Origin of the sequence: Microcoleus sp. B13-B6 (genome assembly GCF_036705405.1) — a bacterium.
GTDB lineage: Bacteria > Cyanobacteriota > Cyanobacteriia > Cyanobacteriales > Microcoleaceae > Microcoleus.
On sequence record NZ_JAUBUJ010000061.1, the window covers coordinates 1 to 18,679 of the forward strand.

The 18,679-nt window shown below is 48.0% G+C and carries 11 protein-coding genes and 1 tRNA gene; 4 read left to right on the forward strand and 8 right to left on the reverse strand.

Going from position 1 to position 18,679, the window contains the following annotated elements; genetic code table 11:
* Positions 1-149: 149 nt before the first annotated feature.
* The gene (locus tag QUB35_RS23885; protein ID WP_333144176.1) at positions 150-1,232 is read left to right on the forward strand and encodes a glycosyltransferase family 1 protein; all 1,083 of its coding nucleotides are present in this window, start codon (positions 150-152) and stop codon (positions 1,230-1,232) included.
* 249 nt (positions 1,233-1,481) lie between these two features.
* On the opposite strand, the gene petG is transcribed toward QUB35_RS23885, so the two are convergent.
* Complete coding sequence (gene petG, locus QUB35_RS23890; protein WP_006632329.1) at positions 1,482-1,601, reverse strand: cytochrome b6-f complex subunit V; 120 nt, start codon at positions 1,599-1,601, stop codon at positions 1,482-1,484.
* Positions 1,602-1,781: 180 nt separating this feature from the next.
* On the opposite strand from petG, the gene QUB35_RS23895 reads away from it, so the two are divergent.
* On the forward strand, positions 1,782-2,162 hold the full coding sequence (locus QUB35_RS23895; RefSeq protein ID WP_333144177.1) for a c-type cytochrome: 381 nt from the start codon (positions 1,782-1,784) through the stop codon (positions 2,160-2,162).
* 145 nt (positions 2,163-2,307) lie between these two features.
* On the opposite strand, the gene QUB35_RS23900 is transcribed toward QUB35_RS23895, so the two are convergent.
* The 5 genes from QUB35_RS23900 to QUB35_RS23920 form a co-directional block, all read right to left on the reverse strand.
* Positions 2,308-7,662, reverse strand: a complete 5,355-nt coding sequence (locus tag QUB35_RS23900; RefSeq protein WP_333144178.1) for an SdrD B-like domain-containing protein — start codon at positions 7,660-7,662, stop codon at positions 2,308-2,310.
* Between the two features lie 993 nt (positions 7,663-8,655).
* A complete protein-coding gene (locus QUB35_RS23905) occupies positions 8,656-9,015 on the reverse strand; it encodes an NIL domain-containing protein (protein ID WP_333144179.1) in 360 nt (119 codons plus the stop codon).
* A 194-nt stretch (positions 9,016-9,209) separates the two neighbouring features.
* Entirely contained in the window at positions 9,210-10,088 is an 879-nt protein-coding gene (gene cysW / locus QUB35_RS23910; RefSeq protein WP_333144180.1) for a sulfate ABC transporter permease subunit CysW, read from the reverse strand.
* Entirely contained in the window at positions 10,078-10,938 is an 861-nt protein-coding gene (gene cysT / locus QUB35_RS23915; protein ID WP_333144181.1) for a sulfate ABC transporter permease subunit CysT, read from the reverse strand. The genes cysW and cysT overlap by 11 nt, the downstream gene beginning before the upstream one ends.
* A 241-nt stretch (positions 10,939-11,179) precedes the next feature.
* Positions 11,180-12,337: a sulfate ABC transporter substrate-binding protein gene (locus QUB35_RS23920; protein WP_333144182.1), complete on the reverse strand. Its 1,158-nt coding sequence runs from the start codon at positions 12,335-12,337 to the stop codon at positions 11,180-11,182.
* A 382-nt stretch (positions 12,338-12,719) separates the two neighbouring features.
* On the opposite strand from QUB35_RS23920, the gene QUB35_RS23925 reads away from it, so the two are divergent.
* Positions 12,720-14,876 carry a WD40 domain-containing protein gene (locus tag QUB35_RS23925; RefSeq protein ID WP_333144183.1) on the forward strand — a complete coding sequence of 719 codons (2,157 nt, stop codon included), beginning with the start codon at positions 12,720-12,722 and terminating at the stop codon, positions 14,874-14,876.
* Positions 14,877-15,016: 140 nt separating this feature from the next.
* Positions 15,017-15,089, forward strand: a tRNA-Thr gene (locus tag QUB35_RS23930).
* A gap of 488 nt (positions 15,090-15,577) precedes the next feature.
* Here QUB35_RS23930 and QUB35_RS23935 read toward each other — a convergent pair.
* Together QUB35_RS23935 and QUB35_RS23940 are read right to left on the reverse strand one after the other, a co-directional pair.
* Positions 15,578-17,491, reverse strand: a complete 1,914-nt coding sequence (locus QUB35_RS23935) for an aminopeptidase P family protein (protein WP_333144184.1) — start codon at positions 17,489-17,491, stop codon at positions 15,578-15,580.
* 16 nt (positions 17,492-17,507) lie between these two features.
* On the reverse strand, positions 17,508-18,677 hold the full coding sequence (locus QUB35_RS23940) for a pyridoxal phosphate-dependent aminotransferase (protein ID WP_333144205.1): 1,170 nt from the start codon (positions 18,675-18,677) through the stop codon (positions 17,508-17,510).
* Positions 18,678-18,679: the final 2 nt, after the last annotated feature.

Below are 18,679 nucleotides of genomic sequence, written 5' to 3' on the forward strand. Positions count from 1 at the left end.
AACAGGCAAGATGCCTGTTCCACAAAAGATAAATTTTCTTGTGGAACAGGCATCTTGCCTGTTCCTAAAAAGCTAATGGAGAATGGTGCAATATCTCAGGTTAAATAAAAAAAAATCCCACCAAAAAACCGCAATCTACATATTATCCCATGCCCAATCCCCAATCCAACCTGCTCATCAACCTCTCCTTCCTAATTTCCAAACCAACCGGCTTAGCCATCTACGCCAAAAACCTATTTCCCCACCTAAAATCCCTCAACCCAACCTTACTAACAGCCGAAAAATTTGCCAATAACAACTGCTACCAAATCCCCGGCAACCTAACACCAGAACAAGGAACCAAAGGACACATCAACCGATTGGTGTGGACACAAACCCAACTCCCAAAAATTTACAAACAGCTAAAATCTAACCTATTATTTTCCCCAATTCCAGAAGCTCCTCTATTTGCAGGTTGCCGCTATATTATTACAGTACATGACTTGATAGCGCTGCGATTCCCCCGCCGCTTCGATCCTCTGACACCTTACCACCGCTATTACATTCCCCAAGTGCTGCGGCAGGCTCAACACGTCATCTGCGACTCAGAATCCACTGCCAAAGATATCGCTAATTTTTGCAAGATTCCTACTAATTTAATTACGCCAATTTTCCCCGGATACGACACCAGTTTTTTCCGTTTTTTAGACTTACCAACAAGCAATTATTTTCTTTATATCGGCCGCCACAATCCTTATAAAAACGTGCAGCGAGTTGTAGCAGCCTTTGCTGCTTTGCATCATAATTCCGAATACGAATTGTGGATAGCAGGTTCGGAAGACAAACGCTATACACCGCTGCTGAAGGCGCAGGTTCAAGAATTGGGATTGGTCGATCGAGTAAAATTCCTAGATTACCTCCCCGCAGCCGACTTGCCCAAAGTTATCAACCAAGCGATCGCCCTGGTTTTCCCCAGTCTTTGGGAAGGCTTCGGCCTCCCCGTGCTCGAAGCAATGGGCTGCGGCACTCCTGTCATCACATCTAACCTGTCTTCAATGCCCGAAGTGGCAGGGGGTGCAGCCTTATTAGTCAACCCCTACAGCGTCGAGGAAATTGCCTCTGCTATGCACCAGCTTGCAGTCGATGCCAAAGTTCGATCGCACTTACGGGAGCTCGGTTTGGCTAGGGCAAAACAATTTAGCTGGGAAAAAACAGGCTTGGAAACTGCTGCTATTCTCGATCGATATCTTTAACGAAGGAAGTTCGGCAACGGATTCGGTAACGGATGTAACGGATGTAACGGATGTCGAGAAGAAGGAAGAGGGAAGTTCGGCAACGGATTCGGTAACGGATGTAACGGAAGGAAGAAGGAAGAGGGAAGAGGGAAGAGGGAAGAAGTAAGTAGGCCGATTTAATGACCCATGCCCCATGCCCCATGCCCCATGCCCAATTCCCCATTCCCCCTCCCCCTGACAGGCTGAGTTAGGGACTGTAGACCCCTTTTACTTATTGATACCCAACTGATCGCCGCGCTTGTACTGCTGATAAGCAGCAAAAAACAGCCCCGCCAGAGTAACAAAGATTAGGCCCAGAACAATACCTGAAAGCAGCGGTTCTACCATGAGATCTCCTTAACGTTAAGATTTAACAACCTATTTTTAATATTACCAGCACTTACCCAGATGAATTTTCCAAAAAGCGCCCTTCCTGGAGTATTAGATCTTGCTCTCCCCGCTGCGAACGATTAAGCTATGTTATGAGAAATAAATTTTCTTGTAGATACTATTTTTAATTGAACTCCTTTGAATAACCAACTTGCCAGGAATGAAATTAAAAACCCGATCGAGCGACTTGCTATATTTGCGCTAGCGGTGTTGCTTGCCATCATCTTGGCTACGCTCACAATACGTCAATTTCAAGTCGCCGATCCTTACGTCAAAAGCGTCCTATCCCTCACGGGCAACCCGTTTCAGGGTTCCGCCATCTTTCAAATGAACTGTGCGGGTTGTCACATATCCGTTTCAGACAGTCAAGTCGGGCCCAACTTGCACGGAGTTTCCGATCGCAAATCCGAATTCGATCTGATCCGGCAAGTCACCAGCGGGCAAACCCCACCAATGCCGCAGTTTCAACCGAGTCCGCAAGAAATGGCCGACTTGCTGAAGTATCTCGAACAAATTTGACAAAAGAAGGGGAACGGAATTCATTCCCCTTCTTTGGCAGATCCTCCAAACCCATGCTTAGAGGTTGTGCTTCCCGCTAGTCCCTCTGTGTTGGGACAGCAGGCAAGTGTATGCTCGGTTCTAACTGCCGAGTTTGATCTGCGGGCTAAACCAGCAAGCTAAAACTCTGAGCCGATAACTGGCTCGGCTGCACGCCCCTGAGTATAGCCAAAATCTGGTCGCTGTTGGCGATCGCGATCGCCGTCGAGCCGTTAGTTTCGGTTAATGACAGTTGATTGAAGTCCAAGCCTCCCACCAACTTGATCGAATCAACTCCTGCGGTGAAGTTGAAAATCGTGTCAATTCCTCCCCCCGCTGACAAGACAAAGCCATTGCTGCCAATGCCGCCGACGAGGGTATCGCTGCCACTGCCGCCAAAGAGCAAATCATCGCCGGTGTCAGCAAAGAGCAAATCATCGCCGCTGCCGCCAATTAAGGTATTGTTACCCTGGCCACCGCAGAGAGTGTCATTGCCTTGATCGCCAATTAGCACGTCGTCGCCAGCGCCGCCCAACATTACGTCATCGGCTTTGCCCCCGTACAATACGTCATTGCCTTCGTCGCCAGAAAGAGAGTCGTTGCCACGATTGCCATAAATCGTATCGTTACCGCGATCGCCAAAAATCAGGTCAAACCCTTTGCCACCGAAGAGAGTATCGCTATCGATGCCTCCGTAGAGAGTATCGTTGGCTATATTGCCATTGATGTAGTCGCCGCCCCCTCGACCAAAGATCAAATCGTTGCCGATCAACCCGAAGATAGAGTCACTGCCGGCACTACCCACGATCGTATCGTCGCCGTTAGGGCCATTGATCACATTACCCGCTGAAGGAGTGCCGGCCTCATTGGGAGTAGCGATCCTGGGGAAGTTCTCAGGGCAAACCAAATCTGTCGTTACAGGTGCAGGCGTCGGCGTCGTTACAGGTGCAGGCGTCGGCGTCGTTACAGGTGCAGGTGTCGGCGTCGTTACAGGTGCAGGTGTCGGCGTCGTTACAGGTGCAGGCGTCGGCGTCGTTACAGGTGCAGGCGTCGGCGTCGGTGCAGGCGTCGGCGTCGGTACAGGTGGCAGTGGCACTGGCGGCGGAGTCGGAGTCGGCGTCGGAGTCGGCGTCGGCGCTGGGAAGTTGCCGAAGTTGATGCCGGTGACAATAGCGCCTGAAGTTAGGGCGATGTCGGCGGGTTCGGGGGTGCTTTGGGTAAACCCAGTTTGGTTGACTTCCCTGACGCGGTAGGTTCCCGGCGTTAGGTTGGCGAACAGGTAGTTGCCAGTGTTGTCTGTGGTAGTAGTAACAGGAGCAGGAGCAGTTCCAGCTACGACATTGGTTAACTGAATTTGGAAATTGGGTAAACCCGGTTCTCCAGCATCCTGAGTGCCATTGTTGTTGGTGTCTTGGAACTTCAGACCTCGGATCGCCCCCGGTTGGGGCAGGAAGTTACCGAAGTCAATGCCTGTGATGTTATCTCCACTCTTAACCGCAAAGGGGGCGGGGTTGGGGGTCGTCTGCGTCCAGCCGTTTTGCTGGACTTCCCTTACCTGGAAAGTACCTGCGGGTATGTCCTTAAGAGTGTAGTTGCCCGTGGCATCGGTGATGGTAGTGGGTTCGCCCTGCTGAAACAATCCATCCGGAGTGATACTGTCGAGGAATATTTGCCAGTTAGCTAGCCCCAATTCTCCGGCATCCTTAATGCCGTTGTTGTTGAGGTCATTGAATTTTTGACCGCTGATAGTGGCCGGCTGGAAGTTGCCGAAGTTGATATTAGCGATGTCTTGACCGCTGGTGACAGTGATGTCCGCCGGGTCGGGGGTAGTTTGCGTCCAAGTAGGCTGCAAGACTTCCCGCACCTTGTAGGTACCTGCTGGCAAGTCGAGGAATTTGTAGTTGCCTGCGGGATCGGTGTCAGTGTTCGCTTCTCCCGTGTCGAGAGTGCCGTTGTTGTTTGTATCGAGGAAGAATTTCCAATTGGGAAGTCCTAGTTCCCCGGTATCTTGTACCCCGTTGTTGTTGAGGTCATTGAACTTCAGACCACTAATCGAGTTGGGTCTGAAGTTGCCGAAATTGTTGTTTTGGGAATCTGTGCCGCTGGTGACGGCGATCGTAAACGCGCCGGGAAGAGTAGGCCTAGCTGGATTGACAGGGGGTAGAGTTTGCGTCCAGCCTGTTTGTGGCACTTCCCGCACTGTATAAGTGCCGACTGGCAAGTTGGTGAACTGGTACTTGCCGGCGACATCGGTGACGGTGGCGTTGGTGCCTGTTTCGGCTGGTACTGCATCTTGGCTGCCGCTGTCGTTGGCATCCAGGTAGATTGTCCAGCCTCCTAGGGGTTGTTCTGCTGGCGCATCTTGGATGCCATTTTTGTTGAGGTCGTTAAATTTGATCCCGCTGATTTTGCCTAGTTGGAAGTTGCCGAAGTTGGTGGGAGTGGCTGCGGTGTTGGTGATGTTGACGCCACTGTTGGTAGTGATGCTGCCAGTGGGGGCAAGAGTTGGTTGCCAATCAGGCTTTGGCACTTCCCGCAGGGTGTAGGTGCCGGGTCCAACGTCGGTAAAGGTGTAGTTGCCGGTGGGATCTGTAGTTTTGGTTTGTGCCACTGTACCGGTGGCGGCGTTAACTAACTGAATATCAAAAGGAGTTGGCGGTGCTACCTCTCCCGCGTCTAGGGCACCGTTGCCGTTTTTGTCCTCGAATTTGGTACCGCTAATGGTGATGTTTTTGAAGATACCGAAGTTGGTGGGAGTCGCTGCGGTGTTGATGACCGGAGTACCGCTTAGGGCGGTAACGGGAATTGCGGCAGCGGGAAAAGAGATCCTAGAGCCGGCTGGGGCCGTGGCTTGTATTAAATATTTGCCCGGGCCGATATCGGAGAATGTGTAATCTCCGGCTCCGGCAGTCGGTACCGGCGCACCCACGATCGTATCTGTGGCTGCTTGGAATATGCCGTCGCCGTTGGTGTCTTTGTATAAAGTGACCGTGACCTCGTTTTGTGTGGTGTCATCGGACGTGAAGCCGTCGCCTTTGAGGTCTGTGTAGGTTTTGCCCGCGATCGAGGTTTTTTTGAAATTGCCGAAGTTAGCACCGGTAACATCAGCAGTACCAGTCGTCACCGTTGGTGCCAAAGTCTGCACCCAATCGGTTTGTAACGTTTCTTCGATCGCTGTATTTGCCTTAGTATCCGTGAGAGTGTATTGGCCGAGAGTGGCAGCAACGGCAGATGTTACATTAGTCTTCGTACCTGCGGTAATAGTCCAGCCGCCTAGACCTGGTTCAGTTGCCGCGGCACCTTGCAGGCTATCCCCGTTAAGGTCGTTGAATTTCTGACCCACGACCACGGGCCCGTACTCGTAAGCACCGATGTCAATATTCGGTTTGCTGACAAGAGTATTGTCAATTTTTCGAGGAAAGCCAGTACCTCGTTGGTCAAAAGCTGTAGCGCCCACTGCCGTTATTGTCGGGTCGCCCCCACCAATTGCAGGGTTGCTGCTGGTAGTGACGGGGCTGTTGTCAACTAGGGCCAGGGTGAACGGGCCGGTAGTTGCACCGTTGAGTCCGGCAGAGGCTGCTGGAGCTAATACATTTGCCAAAGGAACCGCTAATGCCTGAGCTGTGAAACCCGTGCTAGTGCCGAGAACCCCAATCAGGTTGTTATTTCCTGTGAATGCCCCTGTAACATCTGTGTCGGTAGTAGCAACGTTGCCAGCAACGATCGTGTTTTTGACTGTAACTGTACCGCCGTTGTTGTAAATTCCTCCGGCACTAGCAATCAGACTAGCCGGTATGCCAACTGTGGCTGCTGTGGAAGTGTTATAGGCGATCGTATTATTGGTCAGAGTAGCGGTAGCACCTAAGTTGACAAAAATTGCGCCACCTGCTGCTGTACCCGCACCTGCGGCCACATTACCAGCATTGCCACCAGTAACTGTGTTGCTATATAAGGTGCTGTTGGTCATGGTCAAAGTGCCACCGCCAACAAAAATCGCGCCGCCTAAACCTGCACCGCCGCCACCAAAGCCAATAGCACCTGCACCGCCAAAAGTGCCTCCAGCGCTTGCACCATTGCCACTACCGCCACCGCCGCCGAAGCCGCCAATACCGCCAGCGCCGATAGTGCCATTGATGTTGCCAGTGCCGAGTAGACCGCCAGCACCACCGCCGCCACCAAAGGCGCCAGCACCGCCAGCACCGCCATTGCCACCATTACCCTGGGTCCCACTACCAGCAGGACCGCCAAGGCCACCGGCACCTCCACCACCGCCGCCACTACCGACAACGCTACCAGCACCACCAGTGCCGCCAATGCCACCAGCCCCACCGTTTGTCCCGCCAGCAGTAGCACCAGTACCACCAGTACCACCTTTACCGCCTGTACCGCCTGCATTTCCAGAAGTGCCTGCTTCGCCGTTTTCACCTATTCCACCTGCCAGGCCAGTGCTATCTAGACCGGTGCGACCATCTCTGCCATTTGTCCCTGCCGTACCTCCGAATAAAGTACCCAGATCGGCGCTACCACCCTTGCCACCATTCCCAGCCACACCTGCACCGCCAACGGCAGAGTTATTAGAAAAAGTAACTCTGTCAACTGTGACTGTACCGTTGTTGATAAAAAGTGCGCCACCTAAGCCCGCAGCGCCACCACCACCGGTGGTTCCCGCGTTGCCTACTGCTTTTGCGGCATCAATGGTGAGGTTTGAGATGTTAAATGTTGTGTTATCAACTACGAAGGCACGGTTGTTATTGCCGCTGATCTTGAAACCACCGCCAACAATAGTGGTGGTGTCGGTAATTCTCGGCAATTGCCCTGCGAGGGTAATATCGGCAGTGAGAGTAATCGTGTCAGTGCCGCTGTTGATGTTGGCAACATTGATGGCATTTACCAGTCCGTTAAAGTCGCCAGTCGTTTGGTTCAAGTCAGCCAGTACGCCACTGTAAGCTTCCCTCGCCTCTGCTGAAAATGCTAAAGGTGTTTCTATGTTGCCCGTAGTTACTTCTAGTTCCCAGTCTCCACCCAGTGCCGCATTCCCGGTCAAGTTATCGGACGCGGCAATATTTGCCCCGGTGAGCTGGCTCAGCCTTTCCACGAAAGCCACACCTGCTTCTGTGGCGGCGACGTTGCAACCGTAAAGTAGAATTTCGGGTTTAGCTGTAATTGAAGAGTTCGAGTTTGTTTCGGCTGCTGGCAAAGCAAACCATGTTTCTAAATAATTGCGGTAGCTTTCAATGTTGCACAGATTTAGTTCTGTTGCTCCCAGTTGCAAGCTGGCTGCTGCACCGTGAGACAAAATGTGGACGGCTGCAATGTTTTTCCGCTGTTTAAGTGTTTCGGCGATTTGCTCGATGCCGTCGCGATCGGCTTTGAGAATAACAATTTCTGTATCGGGATTGAGCGTTTCTGTTAAACTTTCACAATCTTTAACTTGTGAATCAGCAAAAACTATCTGGTGTTTCCGTTCTTTATAGATTTCCACGTTCAAATTCTCCTGGTACACGCACACATCAAATTCATATCACAAACCAACCGCAGCAACGATCGAGCTTTTTCCAGCGCGGATGAGAGTCGTTGGCGAAGCCCGCCCCTACGGGGGCTACGCCAACGAAGAGGATCGCCCCTAATTTCACCTAACCTAACTTTCACCTAAATGGAATATTGACAAAAACTTTTTTATATGCTCCCCTGCCCTAACTGAGTTAGTTTGATTGTTTAGAAGTCTTAAAGGGGGATATTGTTCCGGCTGGTACAACAATAATGTTGGAGAAGACTTGCGCGCTGTTTATTGATATGTCAGAGATGGAGAAAAAACCAGATTTTATAAAAATTGTCAATCGAATAGTTAACTGATGGCTATCTATAACCTTTCTCAGAAAGATGAGGTACTCATGGGCATAGGGCATAGGGCATAGGGCATAGGGCATAGGGTATAGGGCATACCTCACCACGCTTGAGAACCGCTATATATTTGTTAGTCAAGAGTCATCAGTCACGGTTATTAGCTGTAAGCTGGTGTTATTTGGTAGTTGTTAGCTGCTGAATTATCGGTATGTGCGATCCTCTTCGAGGGCTTCGCTAACGACCAACCGCCCTCAAATTTGTTTGTAGTGAGGAATGCAAGTCCTCTGAGTTTTATGAAGACTTGCATTCCTCACTACAAAAGTTAAAAAAGTTCTTTTACAGGAATAGATAGGACTGATTAATCCTCACCTAAAGCATCTAGGATACAAGCCCCCGGATTCATCCGTCCAGAAATAAAAAACGTGCATCCGATGAAACTTGCCCCCCGAATTTATCCGTGGGGCCAATGCTAAAATCTAAAATCTAAAATCTAAAATCTAAAATCGATTGACTCATGACTAATATTTATGGAGACTATTATACTCAAGAGACCGGGAAGAGGAAAGAAAATTTGGCGTCACCGTCCAGAATATTAACTCCTCTTCCATTTGGGGAATCCAAAACTCACTAATTACCAAGTTTCTTCATCGGGATTATTGGAATTGCTCCAGATTTCTACATCTAAATCATTGAGATACATCAGAGCCGTTTCAATCTGTTTACTTGTACCGTTCAGTTCCAAGTCAAACCAACCGTCATCTAAAGTTTTGACACCCAACAAAGCGGCATTAAAATTCACCGTCAAACCGTATTCAGAAATCAGGTTAGAAATCACAGGTTCCTGATGGTATTCTTTAGGAACACGAATGCGAATGCGGGTTTGAGTTGGTCTGCTGTCACCACTATCAGAGTGGGGAATATCTGATTCTTGGGTTCTGTGAAAATTGTCGATCGCCTCAAATTCAGATTCGCTAGTGTTGTTAGCTAACATTTGGGACTCCTAATTTTTGTTTCAGTTTACACTTTGCACCAATATCTTGTAGGATATGCCGCTGTGAGATTTTCGAGCTTCCAACCAGATTGTCGATAGCGCCGCACCTTACTAATGAATCGTTTGAGGGATGAGGTTCACAGCGCGCACCCTAAATCCCTAATGACTAATGACTAATGACTAATGACTAATGACTATTCTTCAACTTCTTTTATCCTAGTTTTGCGTTCTAAAATCTCCTTAAGCACGAGAGTAACAACTGCTAAAAGACCGAGAACTACCGCCGCCGAAAATGCCGCTTGCGTCGCGTACTGCTTGTAAGCATCCTCTACAAACAAAGGCAAAGTTTGCGTTTTCTTAGCAATATTTCCCGACACCACAGAAACAGCTCCAAATTCTCCCATTGCTCTAGCATTGGTCAAAATTACTCCGTAAAGCAATCCCCAGCGAATACTGGGAAGCGTGACATTCCAGAAAATTTGCCAGTCATTTGCTCCTAAAGTTTTTGCCGCCTCTTCTTGATCTGTTCCCACTTCTTCCAAAACAGGAATTACTTCGCGGGCCACAAAAGGCAAGGTAACAAAAGCAGTAGCTAGCACCATCCCAGGGAAGGCAAAAATAACCTTAATATTGGCCCCCTCCAGCCACGGTCCGAACCATCCCAGCCGACCGTAAAGCAGTACAATCATTAAACCTGCAACTACGGGAGAGATGGCAAAAGGCACATCTAAAAGGCTGATTAATAGCGTCCGACCCGGAAATTTGTTGCGACCAATTACCCAGGCTGCACACAAACCGAATACTGTATTTACAGGTACAACTATCAGAGAAATTACCAGGGTTAGTTGCGCTGCGTGCAGAAAATCTGGGGAGGTTAAGTTAGAAAAAAATGGCTCAAATCCCTTTCGGAAAGCTTGGTAAAAAACGTTGAGAGTAGGGATAAATAAGACAAGAGCGAGATAGCCGATCGCAATTCCGATTAAAGTTGGTTTTACCCAAGCTTTTTCCTGACTCCGACTAGAACCTGCGGGAGGAAATGTGTAACCAGCGGGTGAATTGATATTAGCCGTCATAGCGTCTTCTCCATGCTTGTAAGAGATTAATGGCGAACAGCATTGCCAGGGAAATACCTAACATGACAGTGCCGATAACTGTTGCTCCTGCATAGTCGTACTGTTCCAATCTTTGAAAAATTAATACGGGCGCGATTAAATCTTTGAACGGTATGTTAGAAGCTACAATTACAGTAGATCCGTACTCGCCAACCGCTCGCGAAAAGCCGAGTGCTACTCCGGTTAAAATAGACGGAAATAGCGGTGGCAAAACTACGCGCCAGAAAGTTTCAAATTGAGAAGCACCTAAGCACCAAGCTGCTTCTTCAATCTCTTTTTCCATCTCGTTTAAAACTGGCTGTACGGTTCTAACTATAAATGGCAAGGAAATAAATATCATCGCTATACCTACGCCCAAGCGAGTAAAGGATATCTTGATTCCCAAAGGTGCAAAAAGCGAACCAATCCAGCCGTTATCGCTGTAAACTGTGGCGAGAGTTAAACCGGCGACGGAGGTAGGCAGTGCAAAGGGCAAATCGACGACTGCATCGACAATCCGTTTTAAGGGAAAGTCGTAGCGGACTAATACCCAGGCAATTAATGTGCCGAAGACTCCGTTAATTAAGGCCGCAATTAATGCCGTAAAGAAGGTGACATCGTAGGCGGAAAGGGCGATCGGACTGGTGGCAATTTTCCAAAACTCGACCGGGTTTGCTGTGCTGGCTTTCAGCAGCATAGCTGTAACTGGGAGGAATAGCATTAAGCTGAGGTAGCCTAGGGTGATTCCCCAAGGTAATGTTATTTTGCCCAGCCCCTTTTTGATATTTTCGATCGGAGATTGAGGGTTACTGATTGCAGATGATCCAGCCATAAGTCAATAGTTTTGAGTTGGAAAGAATAATTGCTGTAGGGGCGGGTTTTACCAAAAATAATTGCCTAAAACCAATCATCTGGTAAACCCGCCCCGGCTCATTAGATAGATGTAGGGTGCGTCGCCATCCTACAATCTGCAAGGCGCGATCGCATATCTAGCAGCGAGGCGCCATACCAGATACGGGTTTTACCGATCGTATTTGACTAAAACCAATCAACTCGTAAACCCGCCCCGGCCACTACTGTTTAATTGAACCTTGGATTTTGTCAAAAACAGCTCCGTCATCGAAGAATTTTTTCTGAATATCTCCCCAACCTCCTAAGTCTTGAGCTGTAAATAGGGTTTTGATGGGGGCATATTTTTGGACAAATTCTGGTTCCGCCGCTACTGTCGCATCTACTGGGCGGAAGCCTACTTTGGCAAATTCTCGCTGAGCTTCTGGGGAGTAGAGAAACTTGACAAATGCTTCGGCGACTTCGCGAGTACCGTGTTTATCAACGTTTTTATCGACAATGGCAATGGGATTGTCGATCGAAACATTGACTTCTGGAATAGTATAAGTTGGTTTTTCGCCTTTCTCACCAGCCAGAATAATCTCGTTTTCGTAGTTAATTAAGGCGTCGCCTTGGCCTTGTTTGAAAAATACGTCGGTGGCTTCGCGGGCATCTTTAGTCAGAATCGGGACGTTTTTGTAGACTTTAGTAGTCAAGTCTAATGCTTTGGTTTCGTCTCCTCCGGTTTTAACAACAGAGCCCCAAAGTGCGAGGAAATTCCAACGGGCAACGCCTGATGTTTTGGGATCGGCAGTAATCACTTTTACTCCGTCTTTGCTTAAATCTTCCCAGGTTTTGATGCCTTTGGGATTGCCTTCGCGGGTAACTATTGCTCCTACGGATTTACTGACTATGCCTTCATTGGGAACTTCTTTTTCCCACCCAGGTTGAATTAGTCCGGCTTTTTCGATTTTTGCGGTGTCGAGGGCGAGGGCTAGGTGTACGATGTCTGCTTCTAAACCGTCAATTACGGCGCGAGTTTGGGAACCGGAACCGCCGTAGCTTTGGTTGAAGGTGACGGTTTGGCCTTTTTCTTTTTGCCATTGTTCTACGAATTTGGGAATTATCGCTTCGTGGGCGGCTTTGGTGACGGCGAAGGATACTAGGGTTAATTCTACGTTGCCTTTGTTGGCTGCTGGGCTAGCACCGCCTGGACTGCTGCCGGGACTGGCTGCGGGGTTGTTGGTGGTTCCCTGGCCGCAGGATGCAACGGCTAGACTTAAAGTTATTCCCACTAAAAATAGTGACACAAATCTTTTCAGCCCAGTCAATGATTTATTTGTACCGGCTGGTGGCTGTTGCGGCCAGTGAAGGTGTTGAGTTAGGCGTTGCCACGGGCTCATTATATTTGTTCCTCTAGATAAAGTACGGTTTTTAGGTAGGAATACCGTAATTATGGTTGTGAAGTACGATTATAGACAAGAGCGAGTGAAATGGCAACAAAAAAAACAAATTGGGGGAACTCAGGGTCGATCGCATATCCTGAAGTCTTTTCCGTCGGTGTTTTCTAGTCAGATTCGGGGTAAAATGTAAAGTGTATAAATAAATATTATTATTAAGTTAAGGTGCTAAGCTGGCGCGGCTGCACGATTCGCCTGCACGATACGCCTTACATATAGCATCGGCCGATCGCCCAAATCTAATAGCCCTGCCAAGAGTCCCCGCCCCAGGGGGATATGTCTGACTCGCGCGATCGCCCTTAAGTAAGAAAAAGTTTTAACTGGTATGTCCTTACCCCGCCCAGTCTCAGACACCCTAATTGAACTGTTGAAGCCTGTAGCCTCGGAATTGGGAGAAAGATTGGGAGCAAGCGCTGTCAACGAACGCTATGCAGAAATTGAGCCCTCTGGTTCTTCAGCTTTGAACCAGCAAATCAAAAAAGACCCCCGCTGGATTAAAGCACAAGTGAGATATTTGCAGCGGCAGCAGGCCAGAGAACAAGAATTAATCGCGATCGCCGACGCAGAAGAAAGGGTAAAGGAAGAACGGGCTAATCGAATTAAGGCACAAGAAGTAAGAGATAAGCGGGCAATTAGTCGGCTTTGCCGCGACTTAATGCGGGAGTTTCAATCCGAAGCAATTCGAGTTAAGCTGAACGAAATTCAAACAATTTGGGACAGGGACAACTGGTTTTCTAATTTGAGCAGGCAGGAAACTGAACAGATTTTGCAGCAGCAACAGCACCGATTGCTGCTGTTAGTTGCTCCCGCAAAAATTAGCCAAGATTGCCCCGATTCGTTTCGCCACAATCTGAATATCGAGCTGCCGGCTAAGTTAAGAGCTTTTTTGAACCAGCACTACCCCCCGCACGGAGAGTTGTGCCCGGTTCAGTTTTACGGAGACTATTTCAAAAAATCCATTTCTGATATTGATGTGGAGCGGTTGCAGACTGTGTTGTCTCCCGTACCGACAGCTATACTGTACAGCGATATCAGCGATTATGAAGTTAATTTTCATGTGGGTTTTTGGGGAGTCATCAATCAGAGCGTTTCTCTAGTGGCGATGCAGCCTTGGAATTGGGAAGAGGTTTATCACCAGTTGGAGGCGGAGGGAAAAGATAGAAAGCTGAGCTTGCGGATTATTAGGCAAATAATTGTGACAATTCACAAATTATTGGCGGCTTTTTTAGCGGATTTGTATTATTTAAATATCGATTTTACTCACGAACCTCAGCTATTTACATTAGAGGCGGAATTTGCTCAGGAATGGTTTTCTAAAGATTGGGCAAAACCGTATATTGAAACTCTTAAAGAAATTCAGGAGCAGCAGCGAATAGTCTATAAGGGAGAGATGCGGCGGCTGGCGCTGCGAGAGGCGAAAGCTAGGGCGGAACGCCAGCGTTTGGAGGAGGCTGAACTCAAACGCAGAGAGGAAGCTGAGGCTGCAGCTAAGCGCGTGAAGGAATTAGCTCACAAATTAAAACATCAGAAATGGCGGTGTGTATATACGCTGCCGGGACATTCATCGTTTGTGAATTCTCTGGCGATTAGCCCTGACGGCAAAATTTTGGCTAGCGGTAGTTGGGATAAAACTATTAAGATTTGGGATTTAGAAACCACGGAATTAATTGGCACTCTGACGGGACATTCCGATCGCGTAAATTCAGTTGCTATTAGCTATGACGGAAAAATGTTGGTCAGCGGCAGTTCGGACGAAACAATTAAGTTTTGGAATTTGCACAACGGCGATTTGCTGTGTACTTTTCCGGGACATTCTATGGAGGTGAATTCGGTGGCGATTAACCCGAAGGGCCTGGTAATTGCTAGCTGCGGCGGGGCTGATAATACGATTAAGCTGTGGAATTTGCGGAGTGGTGAGTTGCTGCGGACTTTGAGGGGCCATTCTGACAATGTGAATGCGGTGGTTTTTAGCCCGGACGGTAAAATATTGGCCAGTGGTAGTTCGGATGCGACGAGTAAGGTTTGGGAGGTGGAAAGTGGCAAGTTGCTGCGGACTCTTTCGGGGTTGAATGTTGGGGTGAATTCTGTGGCGATCGCGCCCGATGGTCAGATTCTTGCTAGCGTCAGCAATGATTATACGATTAAGCTGCGAAATTTACACACGGGCAGTTTGTTGCGGATTTTAAATACTAATTCTGGGAGGGGAAACGGTGTAACGAATTTAGGAACGAATGAGGCGCTGCATATTTTGCAGAATTATGTGAGTCGGGGCGAGTCGGTTGCTATCAGTCGGGACGGTTTGACTTTGGCTAGCGGGTGCGATGATAATACGATTAATATTTGGAATTTGCAGACGGGGGAGTTGTTGACCAGTCTTAAGGGACATTCGGGTACGGTGTACTCGGTGGCGATCGCACCTTCGGGCAATTTGCTCGCCAGTGGCAGTGCGGATCAGACGATTAAGATTTGGCGCTGCGATTAGTTAATTGGCAGTGGGCAGTGGGCAGCGGGCAGACAATTCCGGTTTTGCCCTTACGGGGAGGGGTTTTGAGCGAATTTGAAAAAAAAGTTGGCTGGGGGGGTTGCGCTAATGACTATAAGTTTGCTATATTAAGTTTCACTGCTGGTGTAACTCAGTTGGTAGAGTAGCTGATTTGTAATCAGCCTGTCGCAGGTTCAAATCCTGTCACCAGCTTTACTCTAAATGCTCTAAATGTTTGTATCTTAAATCCCCGACTTCTTGGAGAAGTCGGGGATTTTGGTATTCTGTTTTTTAAGAAATCAGGAGACTGCACGTGCTGTTTCCCTACAATACTACAATATTATTTTGGCGTAGGGACACCGCACTGTGCCCATTGGTGTCAACTTAAGCTGTCAGCCAGCCCAGCCCGTTAGTCAGCCCGCGAGTCCGCCAGGGAATGAATTCCCTGTCTAATAGCAAAAGTCCTCTTAAGAGGACTAAGCTGTTCTGCATTTAAATTGTCTGTCAAAAAACAATCTAACTCTTGTGGGGTGGGCGTCCCGCCCGCCCTGAATATGCAATTTAAAGGCGCGGCGCGACAGCTTAATGAGTTCTTCAGTCCTCTTAAGAGGACTTTCGCTTTGAGACAGGGGTTTCAACCCCTGTCGGACTTTCGGTTTGACCTTAAGTTGACATCTATGAGCATTGCAGTGTCCTCGGTATCATTCCGGTGCAACCGGAATTGATATCACAAAGGGTGCGGCTGCTTTTTTCAACCATTCAATTGTTGCTGCATCAAGTACGGGTTCCAGTTTCTCGACTACAGCAGCATGATAATTATTCAACCATGCTAGTTGAGTCTTTGACAGCCGATCGACATTTATTAATTTGCGCTCAAACGGAATATACGTCAGCGATTCAAATCCGTACCAAACCGTACCGTTTTTGGATGGCATTTCCCTGACAACATAGAGATTTTCGATGCGAATTCCGCCCCATCCCGGTTCGTAATATCCCGGTTCGATGCTCGTTACCATTCCGGCTTCCAGGGGATACTGCACAGATTTGCTGATGCCGTTTGGCCCTTCGTGGCCTGCTAAAAACGCGCCGACTCCGTGCCCTGTACCGTGTCCGTAGTCTAGCTGTTCTTGCCATAATACCGCACGGGCGATCGCATCTAATTGCGCTCCCGTTGTTCCTTTGGGGAATTGCTGCATTGCACAGTTGATGTGCGCGATTAAGACTGTTGTGTAGTGTTCTATTTGTAGCGCCGTCGGTTCTCCGATACTTACTGTTCTCGTATCGTCGGTTGTACCTGCTAAATATTGCGCTCCTGAGTCCAATAACAGCAGTTCCCCCGGTTTTAACGTTATTTCAGGGCTGGGGGTTCCGTAATGTACGATCGAGCTATTGGCTCCCGCACCGGCGATCGTTCTAAAAGTTAAAGTCTGAAAATCTGTTTCTTGCTGGTAAAAATTTTCGATGCTTTCTTTGACATCAAACTCGGTAACTACCTTACCATTTTCTAGCTGTTCTGTCAACCACTTTAAAGTCAAAGTTTTCGCTCGACTTGCTTTGAAATTGGCTGATTTCATCTGCTCAATTTCTACGGGATTTTTGCGAGCTTTCATCCCTTCTACCGGATGTGCCTTAAAAACTATTTCGATGTTGTAAAACTGCGCTTCTTGATGGTTTAATATTAACTGGTACGTGCCTGCTGTGCTGTGTTTCGGGTCTAAAAGTACCCGAACTTTATGTGGCAAATTTACGCAAGTCTCTAATGTATGCGGATAGTCGGCGTAGGGAAGCAAAGTTACATCCTCCCGCAATTCTTGCTTGATTTCTAGCGAAATTCGTTCGGGATTTGTAAACAAAAACGCTGAATCTGTGGTGACAATGGCATAGGATATGAAAATGGGGATGTGGGGAATATCCGAGCCTCGGAGATTGAACAGCCACGCTATTTGATTCAGGTTGGTAATCGGAAGCACATCGATATTGGCTTTTTGCATCGCTTCCCTGACTCTGGCTAATTTTTCGGCGGCGGTTTCTCCTGTCAGGGATACAGGTAAGCTAAATATGGGATCTGCATCAATCGCGGGTAAAGTCTCTGCTGTTTGCCAAGGAGTTTGCGATCGCACTTTGTCGGTCAAATTCTCCCGGATTGGTATGAGTTCAATCTCCGCAGTTGCAAATTTTTTCACCCAATTTTGATATTGCTCTGTCGCTACGGTAAACGGGTCAAAACCCATGCGAATTTTCCTTGATTTTTCTGCCGATTCTACAGCCAGTTTTTCTAAAGTTTCAATTAAGGTTAAATTTCCTTCTAAGCCGAGTTTCGATATTTGAATAATTCCAGTATCGACTTGCAATTCGGCTTGTTCGTAATAGCGGGAATCCACAAACAACCAAGCGGAATCTTTGCCAACCAACAAATCGCCGGCGGAACCCGTAAAACCGCACATCCAAGCTCGCCGCTGCTTGGCTGCTGGAACTGATAAATTTAAGTGTTCGTCAACCGCTGGGATGTAATAGCAATCTAATTCGTAATCTGCCATCAAATCGCGCAAGTCTGCCAATTTAGCAGCGGAGGTATCTTGAATATTTGTATTGGCTTTTAAGTTCGTGGCAACCATGTTTAATTTTCCTATTTTACTTGTTTAAAATTGTCTTCAAACCTTTAACTAATCTCCTAATACCTGCGGTGGCGGTTGCTTTCTCCAAAGCACCGTAAGCAACCCGCAAATAGCACCCGTTATCCATGCCGAAGGTTGTACCGGGAAGCACTGCTACGTGATATTCGCGAATTAATTGTTCTACTAATTCCATTGTATCGAGTTCAGTATCAACTTTCAAGAAAAAGTAGAAAGCTCCGCAGGCTGGGGAAATCGTACACAAATTTTGGATAGTATTGAGTTCGTCTAATACGAGTTGGCGCACGGATGCGATCGCCCTTACATAATTATCGCAGTAACCTCTACCAACTTGCAAGGCTCCCAGGGCTGCATACTGAGAAATTACGGGCGGACAAATTAAGATGGTATCTTGAATCTTTCTCACTGAAACCAGCAAGTGTTCTGGTATTACCATATACCCGATCCGCCAACTCGCAAAACCGTAGGCTTTGGAGAGGCTAAACAGAGAAATTGTATGTTCGCTGCTGTTGGGAAAAGCGGCGGGCGAACAGTGTTGGACGCCGTTATAAGTAAAATATTCGTAGGCTTCATCGCTGATGTGATAGATGTTGTGCTGGCGACAAATTTCGTTAACTTCCCGGAGTGCTTCGCCAGGATAAACGACGCCAGTTGGGTTGTTGGGTGAAACGGTGACTATGGCTCGCGTTTTGTCAGTAATTGCTTTTTTTATAGCATCGATATTAAGTTGATATTTGGCGTCGGTTTCTACTATCACTGGTCGGCAATTTGCCATGATAGCCGCCATTTCGTGATTGAAGTAATAAGGTGATTGGATAATAACTTCGTCCCCCGCAGAAGTGATGGCGAGAATAGCGTTGGTAAATCCCATGTTGCTGCCTGCGGTAACAACAATGCAGTTTTTGCTATTAATTTCTATGCCGTTATCGGTTTTTAGTTTGGCGGCGATTGCATCCTGTAACAGTGGAATTCCTTCCACGGCTTTGTATTTGTGATTGTCGGGATTTGCGAAGAATTCGGGAATTTTATCAAATGATTCTTGTGGCGGATTATAGTAAACTACGCCTTGTCCTAATGATATCGTTCCCGGATTTTGGCGAATCAGTTCGCCAACTACTGGAATTATGGGCGACTGTACCGATTGCATTCTAGTCGCGTGATTTTTCATCA